Origin of the sequence: Oligella ureolytica DSM 18253, assembly GCF_000373745.1 — a bacterium.
Taxonomy (GTDB): domain Bacteria; phylum Pseudomonadota; class Gammaproteobacteria; order Burkholderiales; family Burkholderiaceae_B; genus Oligella; species Oligella ureolytica.
The window spans coordinates 40,348-58,373 of record NZ_KB892368.1; the positions used below are offsets into that span (position 1 = coordinate 40,348).

At 47.4% G+C, this 18,026-nt stretch carries 18 protein-coding genes; 3 read left to right on the forward strand and 15 right to left on the reverse strand.

Annotated features, from left to right (window positions below; translation table 11 throughout):
* Positions 1-52 precede the first annotated feature (52 nt).
* Positions 53-865: a thioesterase family protein gene (locus tag B092_RS0113175; RefSeq protein WP_018575687.1), complete on the forward strand. Its 813-nt coding sequence runs from the start codon at positions 53-55 to the stop codon at positions 863-865.
* Positions 866-888: 23 nt separating this feature from the next.
* Here B092_RS0113175 and pdxA read toward each other — a convergent pair whose 3' ends face one another.
* The gene (gene pdxA, locus B092_RS0113180) at positions 889-1,929 is read right to left on the reverse strand and encodes a 4-hydroxythreonine-4-phosphate dehydrogenase PdxA (RefSeq protein WP_018575688.1); all 1,041 of its coding nucleotides are present in this window, start codon (positions 1,927-1,929) and stop codon (positions 889-891) included.
* Positions 1,930-2,011: 82 nt separating this feature from the next.
* Positions 2,012-2,758, reverse strand: coding sequence for a DUF3540 domain-containing protein (locus B092_RS0113185; RefSeq protein WP_018575689.1), 747 nt, complete (start codon positions 2,756-2,758; stop codon positions 2,012-2,014).
* A 347-nt stretch (positions 2,759-3,105) separates the two neighbouring features.
* Between B092_RS0113185 and B092_RS14565 the strand changes: the two genes are divergently transcribed.
* A complete protein-coding gene (locus B092_RS14565; RefSeq protein ID WP_051077740.1) occupies positions 3,106-5,427 on the forward strand; it encodes a nitric-oxide reductase large subunit in 2,322 nt (773 codons plus the stop codon).
* 94 nt (positions 5,428-5,521) lie between these two features.
* Here the strand turns inward: B092_RS14565 and B092_RS0113195 are convergent, their stop codons facing one another.
* The 13 genes from B092_RS0113195 to B092_RS14570 all read right to left on the reverse strand — a co-directional run bounded on the left by B092_RS0113195 (position 5,522) and on the right by B092_RS14570 (position 17,124).
* Positions 5,522-6,352, reverse strand: a complete 831-nt coding sequence (locus B092_RS0113195) for a tetratricopeptide repeat protein (RefSeq protein ID WP_018575691.1) — start codon at positions 6,350-6,352, stop codon at positions 5,522-5,524.
* Positions 6,352-6,819, reverse strand: a complete 468-nt coding sequence (locus B092_RS0113200; RefSeq protein ID WP_018575692.1) for a cytochrome c-type biogenesis protein — start codon at positions 6,817-6,819, stop codon at positions 6,352-6,354. Before B092_RS0113200 ends, B092_RS0113195 begins: the two co-directional genes overlap by 1 nt.
* 13 nt (positions 6,820-6,832) lie before the next feature.
* The gene (locus tag B092_RS0113205) at positions 6,833-7,378 is read right to left on the reverse strand and encodes a DsbE family thiol:disulfide interchange protein (RefSeq protein ID WP_040608617.1); all 546 of its coding nucleotides are present in this window, start codon (positions 7,376-7,378) and stop codon (positions 6,833-6,835) included.
* Positions 7,379-9,334, reverse strand: a complete 1,956-nt coding sequence (locus tag B092_RS0113210) for a heme lyase CcmF/NrfE family subunit (RefSeq protein ID WP_018575694.1) — start codon at positions 9,332-9,334, stop codon at positions 7,379-7,381. It abuts the gene before it with no gap.
* Positions 9,331-9,819 carry a cytochrome c maturation protein CcmE gene (gene ccmE / locus B092_RS0113215; RefSeq protein ID WP_018575695.1) on the reverse strand — a complete coding sequence of 163 codons (489 nt, stop codon included), beginning with the start codon at positions 9,817-9,819 and terminating at the stop codon, positions 9,331-9,333. The genes B092_RS0113210 and ccmE overlap by 4 nt, the downstream gene beginning before the upstream one ends.
* Positions 9,816-10,001 (reverse strand): heme exporter protein CcmD, encoded by a 186-nt coding sequence (ccmD, locus tag B092_RS0113220; RefSeq protein ID WP_018575696.1) that lies wholly within the window; start codon positions 9,999-10,001, stop codon positions 9,816-9,818. The genes ccmE and ccmD overlap by 4 nt, the downstream gene beginning before the upstream one ends.
* 2 nt (positions 10,002-10,003) lie before the next feature.
* Positions 10,004-10,774 (reverse strand): heme ABC transporter permease CcmC, encoded by a 771-nt coding sequence (gene ccmC / locus B092_RS0113225; protein WP_018575697.1) that lies wholly within the window; start codon positions 10,772-10,774, stop codon positions 10,004-10,006.
* A gap of 4 nt (positions 10,775-10,778) precedes the next feature.
* Positions 10,779-11,423, reverse strand: a complete 645-nt coding sequence (locus tag B092_RS0113230; RefSeq protein ID WP_018575698.1) for a heme exporter protein CcmB — start codon at positions 11,421-11,423, stop codon at positions 10,779-10,781.
* A gap of 3 nt (positions 11,424-11,426) precedes the next feature.
* On the reverse strand, positions 11,427-12,098 hold the full coding sequence (gene ccmA, locus B092_RS0113235) for a heme ABC exporter ATP-binding protein CcmA (RefSeq protein ID WP_160115312.1): 672 nt from the start codon (positions 12,096-12,098) through the stop codon (positions 11,427-11,429).
* 10 nt (positions 12,099-12,108) lie between these two features.
* Complete coding sequence (gene torD / locus B092_RS0113240) at positions 12,109-12,852, reverse strand: molecular chaperone TorD (protein ID WP_232244291.1); 744 nt, start codon at positions 12,850-12,852, stop codon at positions 12,109-12,111.
* Between the two features lie 115 nt (positions 12,853-12,967).
* On the reverse strand, positions 12,968-15,517 hold the full coding sequence (gene torA / locus B092_RS0113245) for a trimethylamine-N-oxide reductase TorA (RefSeq protein ID WP_018575701.1): 2,550 nt from the start codon (positions 15,515-15,517) through the stop codon (positions 12,968-12,970).
* 18 nt (positions 15,518-15,535) lie between these two features.
* On the reverse strand, positions 15,536-16,777 hold the full coding sequence (gene torC, locus B092_RS0113250) for a pentaheme c-type cytochrome TorC (RefSeq protein ID WP_018575702.1): 1,242 nt from the start codon (positions 16,775-16,777) through the stop codon (positions 15,536-15,538).
* A 152-nt stretch (positions 16,778-16,929) separates the two neighbouring features.
* Complete coding sequence (locus B092_RS14570; protein WP_018575703.1) at positions 16,930-17,124, reverse strand: periplasmic nitrate reductase, NapE protein; 195 nt, start codon at positions 17,122-17,124, stop codon at positions 16,930-16,932.
* Between the two features lie 428 nt (positions 17,125-17,552).
* Between B092_RS14570 and B092_RS0113260 the strand changes: the two genes are divergently transcribed.
* Positions 17,553-17,987, forward strand: coding sequence for a PaaI family thioesterase (locus B092_RS0113260; RefSeq protein WP_018575704.1), 435 nt, complete (start codon positions 17,553-17,555; stop codon positions 17,985-17,987).
* Positions 17,988-18,026 lie beyond the last annotated feature (39 nt).

Sequence of the window (18,026 nt, forward strand, 5' to 3'; positions counted from 1 at the left end):
ACTAACTTATGCTGTTAGCACGTCATTTATTTAGAACCTGATTAATTGAACTATGAACGCTTATTACACCCTTCTTTCCAGACAAACCAACGCCGATGGCAGCGTTGTTGCTGAGTACCAAGCCAATATCCACAGCCAGGGTGCATGGAATGCACACGAACAGCATATGGCACCGGCGTCAGGCCTGATGAGTTATGAGTTGGAACTGTTTGATCCGCGTGAAGAGATGGTTTACGGCCGCATCAGTTACGATATTTTAGGTCTCATCCCACTTAAAAACTTCACCGTGACGACACGCTCTATCCGTCCCGGCAAAACCATCGAACTTATTGAAGCCGTGCTAAGCTGTGACGGTAAAGCAGCCATCACGGCAAGAGCATGGCGTTTAATTAAAAGTGATACCTCGGCGGTCGCCAGCTATGAAGATCAGGCGATTATCAGTCGCAACGACATGCGACCGTGGCCCGAAGTAACCGATATTTGGGCAGGTGGCTACATTAAGTCAATAAAAAACCATCTTCATACCAGCGTTGATCGCCGTAACGGCAGAGCACAACTATGGCTTAGCAATGACTTAGAGATGGTGGAGGGGGTTAAGACCAGTCCCTTTGTGAAGCTCATCGGTATGGTGGATACCACCAACGGCATGGCGATCGCTCAAAACTCCCCATTTAGCCATATGTTCCCTAATGTTGACTTGCAAATTCATCTGTACCGCCTGCCTGTAGGCCAGTGGTTAGGTTTAGACACTCGTCAGCAGTACGGCGCCAGCGGTGTGGGTTTAACCTCCACTGTCTTACACGATGAAGAAGGACCTTTTGGTCATAGCGAGCAAATCCTAACCGTGCGCCCTATGCCTACCTAGGCACCCTGCCTAAGCTCTGACATTTAGGCACTTTGTCGGGCTGCTTCCCAAACAGCAGCCCAACCCACTGCCAATTCTGCCGCGCGCTCTGCCGCCATCACTAAGCTGTCCTCACGGGCTATATTTTTGCCGGCAATATCAAATGCGGTACCATGATCCACCGATACTCGAACCACCGGCAAACCCACCGTAATATTAACGCCTTGATCACCGTAAACCGCCTTAAATGGCGCATGTCCCTGATCGTGATAGCACATCACCAAGAACTTCCAACGCTTCTCGCGTACCGTTTGCGGCCAAATAACATCACCGGGAATGGGGCCATGCACATTAATCCCACGCGCCTTGGCACGATTGATTGCCGGCATAATGATCTCAGACTCCTCGGTACCGAAAAGATTATTTTCACCGGCATGAGGGTTTAAACCCGCAACGGCAATCGCTTCGCCTTTACGGCCTAAGGCCGTAGAAAAAGCATGCACTAAGTTGAAAATCTCATCAAAACGGGCCGGTGTGCAATCCTCAACCGCCTGCTTCATTGAAACATGAGTCGTCGCGTGAAAGACAAACAGATCGTCATTGGATAACACAAGCGAAAAGTTATCTACACCAAATTCATGTGCTAATAACTCCGTGTGACCCGGCCAGTCGTAGCCACCCATATGCATCGCTTCTTTGTTAAGCGGTGCGGTCACAATACCATCCACCTCACCGGCACGAGCGAGCGCACAGGCTCTCATGACAAACTCCGCAGCACCGGCTCCGGCTCGTGCATCGACAGCGGCCAGTTGCACATCCGCTAAGCTCGGACCGACTTGAATCACCTCAATCGTCCCCGGCGCATTGCTAAGCTCTGCCGGGCTTTGTACCTCAAACACCTGACTACCATCAAAGCCTATTTGCTGCGCTGCCTTTTTTAATGAGGCCACATCACCAATCACGACGAACTTTGCTTTTTGGCGTAAATTATCGTGTTTTAGCAACATCTTAGCGGTAACTTCAGGACCGATACCCGCCACATCACCCAAGGTAACAGCCAAGACAGGCAATACATTGTTATTCATTAACCTTCCTTTTTACTGGTTTGTCACCGCTCGCCGATGCGCCCTCAACTCAACAATAAAAAGCTGACAGCACAACAAGCCGCTAGACTAACTTGCCATCAACGACGGTAACTTCATAATTGTTTATTTTAGTCGTTGTGCCTAAAAACTTGGCAGAAGACTGTGCAGCATAATGAATATTTAATGCTTTAACCTTGTCTGTATCGCTTACCACGCGAATAGAATTGGTAAATGCTGAGGTGGCAGTTTGCGCAACAATATCTAGTTTGGTGGCGTTTTGTTTTAAATTGCCGGCACTCAAATAATATTGACTCGTCACTGAGCTCGCGTGATTTGCCTTAAGGCTATAGGCGCTGGTCGCTATCGTAAACTTTTTACTTTGAACCGTAAAATCACCGGCACTGAATGTCAATGACTTAGCGCCAACTACCGAGTCTTCGGGCAGATCGATACGCGTGACGACATCCTTTGACTTAGCAGACTCTAACACCGCCATCACATAGATGGAGCCGTCCTCAAAGCCCTGCAACATCACCAAATCATCGGTTGCAGGTACTTGCAGACAGGAAGAAGCACGCAAGGCGACAAATCGTTCCTTTGAGACAACAGCTTCCAGCTCAAGTGTTTTATGATCTTTACGCGCTCTAAGTACCCTGGCCTTGCGCACAAAAACTCGCTCTGTCGACTCATGCTTAGTGAGTGTTTCTTTGCGCATTAAGGACTGAAAATCACTGCTATCAGACACTACTTTTTGCTGTACCGAACGCTCTTCATCCTCTTTGTAGATGTGTGCGGCTGCCGTCTCACCGTGATTTAATTCCCTCGTCATGTACACACCGCCTCATCCATATCAATCAACTGTAAAAATTGTAAGAATGCCAATTTAACCACGTTTATATTTAATTAGTGTGACGAAATAATGACACTTACGATGTAAAAATCACAAGGATTTAATGAAATAAAGCCGACAAAATAAAACCCAATAGCAATTAACAATCGTAAACCCTAAGAAATAGATAGCCAAAAGAAGTAAAAGTTTGTATACTCCCTTTAAAGATGTATTTTTTATATATCTTTAATCTTTATAAGTAACGTGGTTTTACTTATAAATAACGTGGTTTTACTTATAAATGTTTAGCCGCCGAGCAACTGCTTGGTTTTTTCATGGAGCACCGTATGGGACAGTATAAAAAACTTTGGTGGACTCTTATCGCAGTAATGATAATAGGGATGTCGCTTCTAGGATATCTAGGAGTCGAGATTTACCGCCACGTGCCGCCTACTCCGGCACAATTTAAAGTTCAAACAACAGATCAAGTCCTCATGACAAAAGAGGACATTTTACGCGGTCAGTCCGCCTGGCAAAGCACAGGTGGTATGCAAGTCGGATCAATTTGGGGGCATGGTGCATACCAAGCACCCGACTGGACAGCTGACTGGTTACACCGCGAGTTAGTCGAATGGTTAGAGTTAGCAGCACAGGAAGAATTCGGTGTTGCTTTTGACCAATTAGACGTTGGCCAGAAAGCGATGCTTGAAGGGCAATTAAAGGCTGAGTATCGCACCAACACCTATGATGCAGCGACAGATACTGTGACTATCTCTGAGCGTCGCGCTCAGGCGATTGAAAATATCAGTGGCTATTATCAGGGCGTATACGGCGATGAGCCAAGCTTACGCACGACGCGCCAAAGCTTTGCGATGAAGGAAAATACACTTCCTGATCCCGAGCGTCGCGAAAGACTGACCAACTTCTTCTTCTGGACTGCCTGGGCAGCCGCCACGGACAGACCGGGTCATGACGTAACGTACACCAATAACTGGCCGCCTGAGCCTTTAATTGATAACGTACCTTCTGCTGAAAACGTTGTCTGGTCGATTATTTCTATCGTCTTATTATTAGCGGGTGTGGGCTTCTTAGTCTGGGGCTGGTCATTCTTACGCAATGAAGAGCCGGATACCACAACGCCTCCTAAGCGTGACCCAATTAAGGCGATTGCACTGACTCCTTCTCAGAAGACGCTATGGAAATTCGCCGTCCTGACGGTCGCTCTCTTTGTCTTCCAGATATTCCTTGGCGGTGCACTTGCTCACTACACGGTTGAAGGTCAGCACTTCTATGGGATTGAGCTATCTAAGTGGTTCCCTTACTCCCTATTAAGAACCTGGCACTTGCAGAGTGCGGTGTTATGGATTGCCAGTGGTTTCCTAACGGCAGGTCTATTCTTGACGCCTATCATTAATGGCGGCACCGACCCTAAAGGTCAGCGCTTAGGAGTGAACCTATTGTTTGGCGCGCTTTTAGTGGTCACCATCGGTTCCTTTGTAGGTAACTACATCGCCATTGCCGGTCATATGCCTGAGCACCTTAATTTTATGTGGGGTCACCAGGGTTATGAGTACCTCGACTTAGGTCGCGTATGGCAATTCTTACTCTTTGTCGGCCTTGCTTTCTGGTTAGGTCTCATGATTCGCGGTTTAATTAACGGCGTACGTCGTGAAACTGACAAGAGCTTGCTGATTATATTTACCGCCTCCGTCGTCGCTATCGGTCTATTCTACGGTACCGGCTTATTCTACGGCGAGCGCACACCATTGCCGATTATGGAGTACTGGCGCTGGTGGGTTGTTCACCTATGGGTAGAGGGCTTCTTTGAAGTATTTGCAACTGCTTCTTTATCTGTTATTTTCGTTGCGCTGGGTCTGGTATCTAAGCGTATGGCGACCATGGCAACGCTTATCGCTGCCTCGCTCTTTTTGGTTGGCGGTATTCCGGGTACATTCCACCACTTATACTTCGCCGGTACAACAACACCGGTGATGGCTGTGGGTGCTGCGTTTAGTGCTCTGGAGTCAGTACCTCTGATCCTCTTAGGCTACGAAGCTTGGGAAAACTGGAGATTAAGAGAAAAAGCGCCTTGGATGGATACCCTTCGTTGGCCGATCATGTTCTTCGTTGCCGTTGCATTCTGGAATATGCTTGGTGCAGGGGTCTTCGGTTTCATGATTAACCCACCGATCTCATTGTTCTACATCCAGGGTCTTAACACCACGCCAGTTCACGCTCACGCTGCCCTCTTCGGTGTCTATGGCTTCCTATCTTTAGGCTTTGTCCTATTGGTATTGCGCTATATCCGTCCGGACATGGTCTTTAGCGAGAAACTGATGAAAACCGGTTTCTGGAGCTTAAACCTTGGCTTAGTACTGATGATCGCAATCAGCTTATTACCTATCGGTTTATTTCAATTCCACGCGAGTGTGACTGAAGGTATGTGGTATGCACGTAGTGAAGGCTTCTTACAGCAAGACTTCCTACAAACCTTGCGCTGGTTACGAACTATCGGTGACGTGGTCTTCATCGTCGGTGGTTTAGCTATCTTCTGGCAAGTTGTTAAAGCGATTTTAAACAAATCCAACAGCACGACTTCTGAGGAAGAGACAGAAGATGAAAATGCCTTTAGCTGCTGCGGTGGTTGTGGCTCTGCAAGCGGTCACTAATCCGCTACAGCCTAATTAATACAGGCTAAACTTAAAGCCGCTACGCCATACAACTCCGGCGTAGCGGCTTTTTTATGTCCTTAAGACGAGATGCTTATTGATGTGGATTAGGCATATCCGATGGGGCACCAAACATAAAATCAGGATGCGGTGACCCGCCAGTTGGCGGCATACCCATCACAGGATCTGAGCCCATACGACCAACGGCTCCACTAGGATGCGCACCACCCTCACCGAACATTTCCTGTTCACGTTCAGCAAGTAGTTCTGCATAAGCTGCCGGGTCTTCATAAGCAAGCTTGGCTTCTTCAACCTGCTGCTCTATCCAGACCTTATCCTCGTCTTGAATGCGTTTGTCGGCTAGTAACTTTTCCCAACTTTTAATGGCTTCTGCATAGTTTTGCTGCTGGAACATAGCGCCCCCTAACAGCATTAAGGCATCGGGATTGTCCGGCTCTAAAGCAAGTGCCTGACTGATTAACTCCAGTGGCTTGCCCTCAAAACCACCGCGGAAAATAGCCAAAGAACCGGCAAACAGCGCTAAGTTATTAGGGTCTTTTTCAACAATCGGCCATGCCTTACCAAAACGCGCAACCGCATCTTCATAGCGTCCCATGGCTCGATAACTATGAGCCAACATCACTTGACCTTGATAGTCCTCAGGATTAGCGTCAACACGCTGCTCCAACATACCGACTGCATCAATAAACTGACCAATATTACCGGTTCGCTCAAAGGTAGCCGCCGGATTGGCCTGATCCTTTAAGATTAAGAAATAAAAAACGCCACCGGCAATGATCGGAATCAATAAAAAACCGAGATACCAGCTACGGCCATGCTCTTTGGGGCGTAGGCGCAAAAACAAAACAATACAAACGAGCAGCGCGGCAATGACACCGGCAATTAACCAATAAGAACTTTCCATTATTCAGCAGACTCCGAATCCTTCATACTTAACCCCTTACTCTGTTTGCCAATAGTACGTATTAAAAAAAACAGCATAAACAATAACACCAAGCCCGGTCCTATCCAAAGCAAAAAGGTTTTACTGTTAAGTGGCGGGTTGTAATTAATAAACTCACCATAGCGATCGACCATGTGCTGGACAATCTCCTGATCACTTTTACCTAAGCTCAGCTGCAGACGAATCTCTGCTTTTAGGTCATCGGCCAGACCGGCACCTGACTCAGCAATGGATTGGTTTTGGCAAACTAAACAGCGTAATCGCTTAGACAACTCATGTTCGCGCTTCTCCAGCTCAGGACTCAGCGCCAAACGTTCCGTGGTTTGAGGTTGAGCGTGTGCGGTCGAATTGATGAGACTAATAAACAGCGTCGCTAAGACTGCACTTAATAAAACAGCCAATAGCTTTAAATTCAAATTTTTATTCATAAGAGTAATACGATTAATTAGACTGCTTTTCTTCGAGTGCTCGATAAACAGCAGGTAATAAATTCTGCTGCCACGATTCCTCATCAAAAGCACCTACATGACGATAGGTGATAATGCCCTGCTCATTAATGACATAAGTCTCAGGTACCCCATAAACACCCAGTTCAAAGCCCAAACGACCCTGTACATCCTGTAGGATTAACTCATAAGGATCGCCTAAATCACGTAACCACATCAGCGCCGGTCCAGTTTGATCTTTATAATTCAATCCAATCAGCATGGCGTCCTCAGGCAAGGGCGATTCAACAAAAATCTTATGTTCATAGGTACAAGCCTCACACCAAGAAGCCCAGACATTTAACACAAACACCCGCCCCTTAAATAGGGACTCATCATAAGTGACTCGCTGATTTTTCAATGCAGGCAATTCAAAGGCCGGCATGGGTTTACCGACCAAGGCAGACGCCAACGGCTTCTGCTCTCTGCCCAATCCAAACGCTAATAAAAGCACCAAAGCAGCAAGCAATAACAAAGGCCAGAAACGCTTAAGAAACATCATTTACTCCTTTACTTGCGGCTCTTTTTTAAACTTTTGACGCTTAACCCCACGAAATGAGAGGGCAGCGGCAATCGCCATCATCACAAACCCCGCCCACACCCAATTCATTAAGGGCTTATAGTAGAGTCGCACCGTCCATGGACTGGTTTCAAAATCCACGCCCTGCATTTCGCCTAAGCTCATGTACAGGTCTCGGAAAAAACCACGGTCAATCGAGGTCTCGGTCGTTGGCTCGCCACCTGAAAAATACTGGCGCTTTTCGGGACGTAGTCGCGCAATGCGCTTACCATCAACGACCACATCAAAATGCCCAATTAAGGAATCAAAGTTTGAACCGACCTTACCCTCTAAATGCATAAACGTCACATCATAGCCCTCTACGTGCAGGGTTTGACGAGGGTAAATCACACGATTGTATTCGCCGGCATAGTTTTTAGCGGCCAAAGCGCCCACCACAAAAATGGCTAAACCAAGGTGTCCCAGACTCATGCCAAGGAAGTGCTTAGGTAAACTCCACAACGCCTGACGGTTGCGACGCATTCTATCAATCACCTGATAAATAGTCGAAAAGGCAACCCACCAAGCCACACTGAAGCCCAGTCCGATCCAGAGCGAGAAATCTGCCCAAATCATCGGCATTGTCATACCGAGCATGACTGCCGGCACCAAAGGAATCAGCAAGTCCCGACGAATCCGAGCGACTGAGTCATACTTCCAGCGCGCAAAAATACCAAAAGGCACTAAAATCAGCAACAACAGCCAAAGCGGTGCCAGCACAGACTCAAAATACGGCGGGCCAACGGAAAACTGACCAACGGCAAAGGCCTCTGTAAAGAGTGGGAATAATGTCCCCACCATCACCGTGACACAAGACACGACGAGTAAGACGTTATTAACCAGCAGCAAAGACTCTCTGGAAAAAATCGCAAAGCGCTGCGCATTTTCTTGTAATTTAGGGGCACGCCACGCATACAAGGTGAGTGCCACACCAATCACCAGAAATAAGAACATTAAAATAAAGATACCGCGCGTCGCATCACTGGCAAAGGCGTGTACCGAGGTTAAAACCCCTGAACGCACCAAGAACGTGCCAAGTAGCGACAAGGCAAAGGCGGTAATACTCAATAAAATACTCCAGTGCCTAAAGACCTCTCGCTTCTCCACTACCAGTAAACAATGAATTAGCGCGGTTAAACAAAACCATGGCATCAGAGACGCATTTTCCACCGGATCCCAGAACCACCAGCCACCCCAGCCCAGTTCATAGTAGGCCCACATACTACCGATTAAAATACCGATCGATAGAAAGCCCCAAGCCGCCAAGGCCCAAGGACGGCAGCTGCTGGCCCACGCTCTACCGGCATCACCGGCAATCAGGGCAGCCAAAGACAAGGCAAAGACATAGGTCGTGCCCACATAGCCCAAATATAGAAATGGCGGATGAATAACCAGACCGATATCTTGCAATAGAGGATTTAAATCCGCGCCATCGGCCGGTGGGTTATCTAATAAGGCAAAAGGACTGGAACCGGCTAAAATAAACAGCAAAAAGCCACTCATGACCGCATTTAGCACGCCCAGTGCATTAAGCGCTAAGCTTGGCGTTAGGCTTTTAGCCCAGCGCTGGAAGATCTGATTCCATATCCCCAATAATAAAGCCCAGAATAATAACGAGCCCTCATGACCACCCCAAGCAGCAGAAATCTTATAAAAAACCGGTAATTGACTATTGGAGTGCTGTGCCACATAGCGCACATAAAACTGATCATTAATCAGTAACACCAATAAAGCAATAAAGGCAATCAGCACGAAGAGATTGGTCAACGTGCCGCTTAACTTAACTAAAGGCGCCAGCTCACGACGCTTTTGCGCCGCATAAAAAGCGGCCACAGCGGCAAAAAGCGAAAACATCACGCCCAACAATAAGGAGAAACTACCTAAATTCACCCAAATCATGGTGTCCCCTCGGCATAAGCGTCTTTTTCAGCACCCTCCAGAGGAATCGCACCACCGGTGTATTTGTTGTGCATGTCGGTCGCTGCCTTGGCAACCTCAGGCGGCATGTAGTTTTCGTCGTGCTTGGCAAAGACGCGTGTAGCCATAAAGCGCTCACCGTTCCACTCACCCTCCAGCACAGCACCTTGGCCCTCACCGAAGAGATCCGGCAACAACCCCTCATAACTCACGGGAATACTGTCCCAATCATCGACTAATTCAAAATCAATTTGCACCGATCCCACGTGCTTGACTAAGGTTCCCGGCTTAACCAGGCCACCGACACGCACGTACTTATTATGTTCGACTTTTTCAGCACGGACATCGGTCGGTGTATGGAAAAACACCATGTTATTACGTAAAGCGTTGACCACCAGCACGGCACAGACAATCAAGACCAGTACCAACGCTAAGACCCAAAGCAACCTTTTTTGCCGCTTATTCATTTACTACCCTTTTTAGATGCTAAAAGACGAATCCGACGGAAACGCTTCACTGTTTTTTGCTTTAATTGCCTGAGGGAAAATAACTCACCCAGCACTAACAGTACGGTTAAGAAAAAAACAGACCAAACATAAACACCATGCCCATCCATGGCCAAAAACTCATTAAAGGACTGCCAATACATGATCAATCCTCCTCAGTAAGCACTAATTGCTGTGCCCACTCACTATGTGCGTATTTATTGAGTAACAGCCAACGCGCGCGTTTTAAAATCACTGCAATTGCATACGCCCAGGCAGCAAAGGTCATAAACAACAACGCGTAGAACATCGCGGGATGAATCGAGATACCGCGACTCATACTGATACTCGCCCCCTGATGTAAGGTGTTCCACCAAATGACCGAAAAATAAATAATCGGTACATTGACTGCACCTACAATAGACCACAAAGCGGCCACTAAGTTCGCTCGTTGCTCACTACGAATACTTTGTAATAAAGCAATGAGGCCTAAATAAAGAAACAGCAAGAGCAACATGGAGGTCAAGCGAGCGTCCCAGACCCAAAAAGTACCCCACGTCGGCTTACCCCAGATGGCCCCACTGACTAACGACAGCAGACACATCATCGCTCCGGTAGGCACCATCGCTCGCACCATCAAAATCGACGTGTGGGTACGCCAAACCAAATAAACCAGCGACCAAAACGCCATGGCCATATAGATAATCATGGCCATCCAACTACTCGGCACATGCAAAAACATAATGCGGTAGCTATTACCCTGCACCCCATCGACCGGAGCATATAAAAAGCCGTAAACACAACCAATCACGCCCAATACCGCTGCAATGATCAGCGCAATGATCGAGCCACGCTTGGCAACGTGCTGAAAATACAAAGGACTGGCAAAGCGACGCCAAGACAATGGCTTTTTCTGCGCTTGATCTGAAGAACTCATCTGATTACTCATAGGTTGTTTTAATAGCAAAGCGTGACGCTAATGGAAAAAATGCCCACGAAAATAAAGCTAATGCAATTAACAGCTGCAAGTGAACAAAATGATTATGCTCATCTAAGGCACCTGCCGAAAAAATCAAGGCCGGCACACACAAGGGAATATACAGCAAAGCCGGCAATAAGCTTTGGGACAGTCCCACGGTTAGCGCCGCTGCCAAGGTACCCACAGCCGTTAAAATTAATGTAAAACAAAACAACAGCGGTAGAATTTGCACAATTTGAGCGAGATCAAAATGATATTGCACCGCCAGCAACAACGCCCCAAACAGTAAGGGCAAGCAAATACATAGCCAATGCGCCAGCATCTTGCTATAAATCAGATACAGCGCATCCACCGGTGATAGCAGCATTTGGGCAAGACTACCATCCTGAAAATCGTCCTCAAAAATCAACGAAAGTGATAGTAAATTAGCCAATAAGGCGGCGATCATCATCACCCCAAGACCGATTTGTCGCAAAAACACTGGATCCCCACTGATCGCCAACGGAAATAAAGCCGCAACCAATAACAAGAAAAACACCGCGCGATAGATCGCTGAACGATTTTTGAGTATTAATTGCACTTCACGACTAACTAAGGACCACAACATAGGCTACTCGCTCCCAAGCTGAGGGCTGACAGTATCTGATAAATACAGTGAACGCACGGCCAACTCTCGGCATTGATCGGTATGACTGACCATAATCACCGCTCCCTGAGCCGCAATCTGCGCTTCAATCCACGACTCAAGACGCTCAACCGCGGTGCGGTCTAAGGAGCTGAACGGCTCATCTAAGAACCACACGCTACGGGCATCAAAAAGACGCAAACGCGCTAAGGCTATCTGCTTTTGCTGGCCCTGAGAAAGCAATCCTGCCGGCTCATCTAATAACGACAATAAAGCCACCTCATCGGCCCACGCCTCAATCGCAGCACCGGTCAGTTTAGCCTTGGCCCACAAGGCTTGCCGTTGAAGATTTTCTCTGATCGTCAAACGCGGATTCACCGCATTTTGTTGACGACAATAATGGACAAGGCGTTGCGCTGCCGCTTCAGTCGGTTTGAGTGCGGAGGCCTTTGGCATATCACAAAACCATCGTACCACCCCCTCATCTGCACTGTTTAAACCGACCAACAAATCCAAGAGCGAGCTTTTGCCACTGCCATTATCACCGCGCAAATGCCAAAGTTCGCCCCTCTGTATTTCAAAACTGAGGTTTGTAAAAAGCTGTCGATCACGACGGCTCAGGCATAGATTTTGGGCATGTAATAACACGGCAGACACGCTTATCTACTTAGTGCAGGGTATGATTACCGTCGACCGATTTGCGCACAACCTCGTCGACCGTTTTAGCAGACGCACCGTCATCCTGACCATCCAACATGGCTTCAGCATCGGTTTGGACATAGCTTAATAACAGCTGACCCATCGCCGGATAGAAAGTAAAGCTAAGGTTCGGCACTGCATCTAATCGCTTTGCCCAGCCTTCTAACCAGGGCAGTAATGCCTCGGTGAGGAACTCGTGCTGTTCAGCGATTTGACGTTGAATTTCAACCGGCTCCGTCAGATTAGCAACTTCGGTACACCAATCCGCCATCACCGCCAAATACACCACTAAGTGATCGGCCGGCTCCCTGAAATCCTCATGCAATTGCAATTGATTGCCTTGCAAAAACTCACGCATACGTGTGGTTGCCTCACCATAAAGCAACTTACTTTCTTCCAAATAATAAGAAGCGTAGGGTAAGGCTGACTGACGGCTATCCAATAAAAAGCAGGAAGCGAAATCAGCCATGAGATTGATACGCTCATCCTCTGTGCCTTTTAAGGAAGAAGTAAACGCTTGCAGTCGCTCTACCTCGGTCTCAAAGCCAAGCTGCTTCAGTACGTCAAGCAGAGAATCCAAACTGCCGTCACTGTAAAACTCAAACGCCTGCTTTGATAATTCTGTCGAAAAAGCACCGGCAAACCAACCGTAAAAAGCGGCTCGTTGCTGGTTAATTTTGTTCCAGTTTTGTTGTAACTCTTGATCCATCATCTACTCAGTGATTGATATATTAATTTAGAGACAAAAAGGCTGCGCCGTCCGGCCAGCCTTTTTGATGGTAATAGCACCGCTATGCCTTAGTCATAAACTAAGAGAGGCATCGTGATTAAGAAGCTTGCACTTCTTCCTCTTCCTCGTCATCAGGCACCGGTTGAATCGGATTGCCGTCGATATCGACTTCAATAGGACCACCAAAGGAAGTCACTGCCGGCGCTTCACCACGGAAGAACTCTACCTCAACCAAGCACGTATTGGCACTCGGTCCCTGAGCTAACTGAGACGTACCGACATCAAGCGTGACCGTGTTGGGGTCGCCATAGGTATCTAAGGCACCGATTTCCGGTCCGGTTGGACCATACCAAGCACCCTCTTGGATGCGTACAACGCCTTTAGGGAAGTTTGGAGACACCACCAAGCCGGCTAATAACTGGCCACGGTCATTGAACACACGCACCAAGTCACCGGATTTGAGTCCTCGCATCATGGCGTCTTCAGGTCCCATATAAATAGGCTCACGACCCTGAACAGTATAAACTGCACGACGAGTCTCTGACTCACACGTCTGCGAGTGCAGGCGCGTATCGGGGTGCACCGACTGTAACCACAGAGGATACTTGTCAGAGCCCGGACCACCGTGTGAACGCTCTGCCTTTTCCATCCAAATCGGATGGCCCGGGCAGTCGTCGTAACCATAGCTGGCAATGCGTCGACTGAAAATCTCAATATAGCCTGACGGTGTACCTAAGGCATTAACCTCGGGGTCTTCACGAAAGTCGGCATGACGTACCCAGTTTGGCCCCTCCGGGAACAGCACATAGCCGGTTTCCCAGAACTCCTCAAACGGCGGCATAGGGATGTCCTTGCGGGCATTTTCTGCGCGACACTCTTCGTACAGGAAGCGAACCCACTGCATCTCGTCCATATTGCGGCTGTATTCGATATCACGGTTCATACGACGGGCAAAGTTACGCCAAATATCAAAGTCGGAACGTGAGTGGTACAAAGGATCCACCAACTTATGCATGGCAATGACACCACGGTTTGAATACGAACCATAGGCATCAAGGTCGTTACGCTCATACGGCGTACACGCAGGCAACACAATATCAGCGAAGCGACACGTAGCAGTCCAGTTATAGTCAACCGACAAGACGGTTTCGAGCTCTAAATAAGCGCGTTTCATGCGGTTACGGTCTTGGTGACGATGCCACTGGTTACTACCGGAGAAAACCGCCATTTTATAAGGTGGTAAGGTAACCTCGGTACCGTTGAAATTAATTTTCTTACCGGGCTCTAATAAGGCATCAACTACCCGTGCGACCGGAATCACCGAACTATAGCCCTTATAATCATTATTATTGTGCTTAGGCGTACGACCGGTATCTAAGTTAAGCGGGAAGCTGCCCGGCATGGAAGCGCCGCTCGAGTTAACACCCACTGAACTATAGTGGTGTGAATAACTGATACCGCCACCCGGTAGACCAATCTGACCCAGCATAGAGGCAAGAATCGCACCCATCCAATACGGCTGCTCACCGTGCTGTTGACGCTGAATAGCCCAACCAAGCATCAATTGCGTGCGACCGGCCGCCATCAGACGTGCCAACTCGCGAATATCGTCTGCCGCTACACCGCAAATTTCCGCAGCCCACTCAGGTGTTTTTTCAACCATATCAATGGTTTTACCCATCAGGTACGGCGTAAAGTCATCAAAGCCCATCGCATAGGTATCAATAAACTCGCGATCATACAGTTCTTCGGTAAAGAGCGTATGGGCAATCGCCAGCATAAGTGCTACGTCAGTCATCGGATTAACGTAAAGCTGATCAGAGCCTAAGTAGTTTTGAGTTTTACTCTTGACCGGGTCAATCGAAATCACCTTAATCTCGCCGGCGGCTACTTTATCCTTGAGCTTTTCAAGATAGGCAAAGGCCTCGTGCGTCTCGGTGTTCCAGCCTACTTGGAGGTTTTTGATGGGGTCATTAGCCCAGAGAATAATGGTATCTGTCTCTTGTAGAATAATATCCCACGACGTACCTTGAGAATAAACCTCGGTCGAACCCAAGATATACGGCATAATCATCTGACCGGCACCGGTTGAATAGTCACCAGCCGTACCTACGCCATTACCGTGCATACCGACACCGCGCAACATGTGGTTACCGCAGCTATGCACCTGACCAACCGAGCGCCAGCCGACGTTGGCAATGTGTAGCGCCCAAGGTCCGTAATCCTTTTGGATACGCTCTAACTCTTCGTACAGAAGATCTAAGGCCTCGTCCCAGCTCACACGAATGAAGCGATTATCGCCACGTTGTGAACGATCACTGTGCTGGCGCTTGCGATACCAATCCAAACGCACCATGGGATAGCGCACACGAGAGGCACTGTAAATCACATCTAAGGTACCGTCTAAAATAGGTGTCGGGTTTTTATCAAACTCAAAGGGCTTAATTTCTACCACTCGGTCAGCCACAACGCGGGCACGAAATGCACCCCAATGCGCGCCTGAAAAGCGCCAACGTCCTAACTCCGGCGATGACGTTGTCGTAGCTTCTTGGGCTTTAACAATACCGGAACCGAGTAAGAAGCTGGGGACAGTGGCAACACCGGCTGATGCGGCCATCCCCTTTAGAAATTGACGACGTGTATGCATAAATATCTCTCCAAAATCTTAAGGACGTGCAGATTGAATAGTACTTTCTAACCCTGTCTCACTTGCAGTCGCAAAGTCAGATGAGTTCAGCTGTAAATACTTGAGCACAATATCTGCAGTATCATCATCCATATTGGTGAAACCAACCATACCCGCAAACAGACCAGGCCACTGGTTAGCATCATGGGATGCAGGTTGAGGTTGACGGTGACACACACTACAAGCATTATCATAACTATGACGTGCAATATCCCAAATTGGCTCAACACTGGTCAATAAATGACCCGGTTCAATCCAGACACTCGCTCTGACCTTTTGCCACTCCAAGCCACTCATTTCATCCATACGCGATTCGACAACAGAAATGAACTCTGAGTCCTTGTTAATATCACGATTTAAAATCGCATTGGTCACGTTCATACCGAACGTGTTGTACCAAACTCGAGCTAAGCCCTTATTTTTGCGCCATAAATCCAACTCAACCAAGAGCGCACTATCGGTCGCTTCAAGGATTTTAACCGGTGTACTGACCTCAATTGAACCAATTTGATTGCTTAAACCCTGATCCGAGTAAATTGCTTGTGGCGCAACCGAAATATAAGAACCGCCCGGACTGGCGTTGACATGGCTCGCCTCAGAAAGTAAGGAAGCGAATGCCGGGTTGCCTGCACCCTTAATTTCAGGTAACTCGTGGGCAATCCCGCGGTGACAATCCACGCAACTGGCATTACGCTCAGCCGCACTGCGCATCATCATTTGTGACGTCACCTTCATCTTATCGAAGTCCATGCTGTCATAATCGTGACAGTTACGGCACTCCTTGGAGTTGTTGGCTTTAAAACGAGCCCACTCACGCTGCGCTAACACCAGACGATGCTCTAAGAACTTCTCACGTGTACCGATAGTACCCACCACGTGACTCAACACCTCACGTGAGGCCTGCATCTTGCGGGCGATCTTGTCTGTGAACTCATGCGGTACGTGACAGTCCATACAGTAAGCACGAACCCCTGTGCGGTTCTTCCAGTGGACTGTCTTTTGTAGCTCAGGTAGCAGGTTATCGCCCATCGTATGACAGGAAACACAGAATTCTTCGGTGTTAGTATAGTCCATACCTGCGTTAAAACTTGCCCAGAACCCAACACCGGCAATAAAGCCACCGGTGACTAACAGCCCCAAACCAATACGGCGAGCCGGACGCGTAAACCAATCATAGATCCAACGAAATAAATTCGCTATCCAACGAAATATTGCTCTCATGGCTTATACCTTTAATTATTACTTATTGAATAAAAGCAATCGTCCAACCTCTTTATTGAAGCTAATTGCTCTGACGTAAAATAAATTATCATAAAACAAGTGACGGCCAGCCGATCATTTTCCCCACCGGGCGGGCACCGACAGACTGACTATCATGGTCCCGGAGGCCCCCAGAACAACTCCTGACCAAACCAAACAACAAAACCATAAGCACAGATTAATAAAAGCGTAAAAATGGGTAAAACTATAAAACCCATTAATAAAAAACGCTTCCATTCAGAAACTTTTTTGTCACTTGGTTGAAGATTATTTTGATCCTTGATAGCGGAAGATTGAGCTTGACTCATAACGGACTCCAAAAACTTCAAACAAAAGCAAAACACCATTCAACATGAAGGCCATGCACAAAGGATTGTAGCATTGACGATACAAAGTTGTTAAGTGATATTACCGTGACAAACAAGAAATAACAGCCAGTTGTCACAGTAATTTTTTGACTTTATGATACGATCCACACCTACATTCTTAATGAATTTAAAAAATTAAGAACCTAGGGTTGGTCCCAATACCCATTATTCTATTACGCCTATTATTATCACAGTTTAATAATGATCAACATTGTCACTCATTAGACATTTCTAAAATAAAACGATTTAGTTATAAATCTGGTCTCTCAGTGTCCTCTAAAAATGCAATATCTAAATACTTAACTCATTATTCGTAATACACTAGAACGCATCAAATTTAACAATGAATATTAAGAGAGTGATTAAATATGAACGATAAGAACATTCCTGAAGGTTTCATTGCATTAGACCGTGATAGTCCTTTTTCGGATTTGACTGGTCCTTATTATGAGAAACTGGATACTAACGGCAAACACGAAGTACTCGGACTTCGTCTACGTCATGAACATCTTAATAAAGCCCGTATGGCACATGGCGGTCTTTTTATGACCATAGCGGATAATGCCTTGGGCGATGCAATCCTGGCACAATCAGACGAGCCCATTTCCTTTGCCACCGTCAGTTTTAGTAGTGAATTTTTATCAGCTGGACGCGAAGGAGACTGGGTAGAGGCACGAGTTGCTATCAACCGTCGCGGTCGACGCCTGATCTTTGCTCAATGTGCCTTGAGCATTGAAGGTAAAAACATCTTTAATGCTAGTGCTGTCTTTACCATCCTTGAGAAAAAACAAACTCTCGATTGATGCTATTACTCAGCTATGACAATGTGCCACTTCGGATGT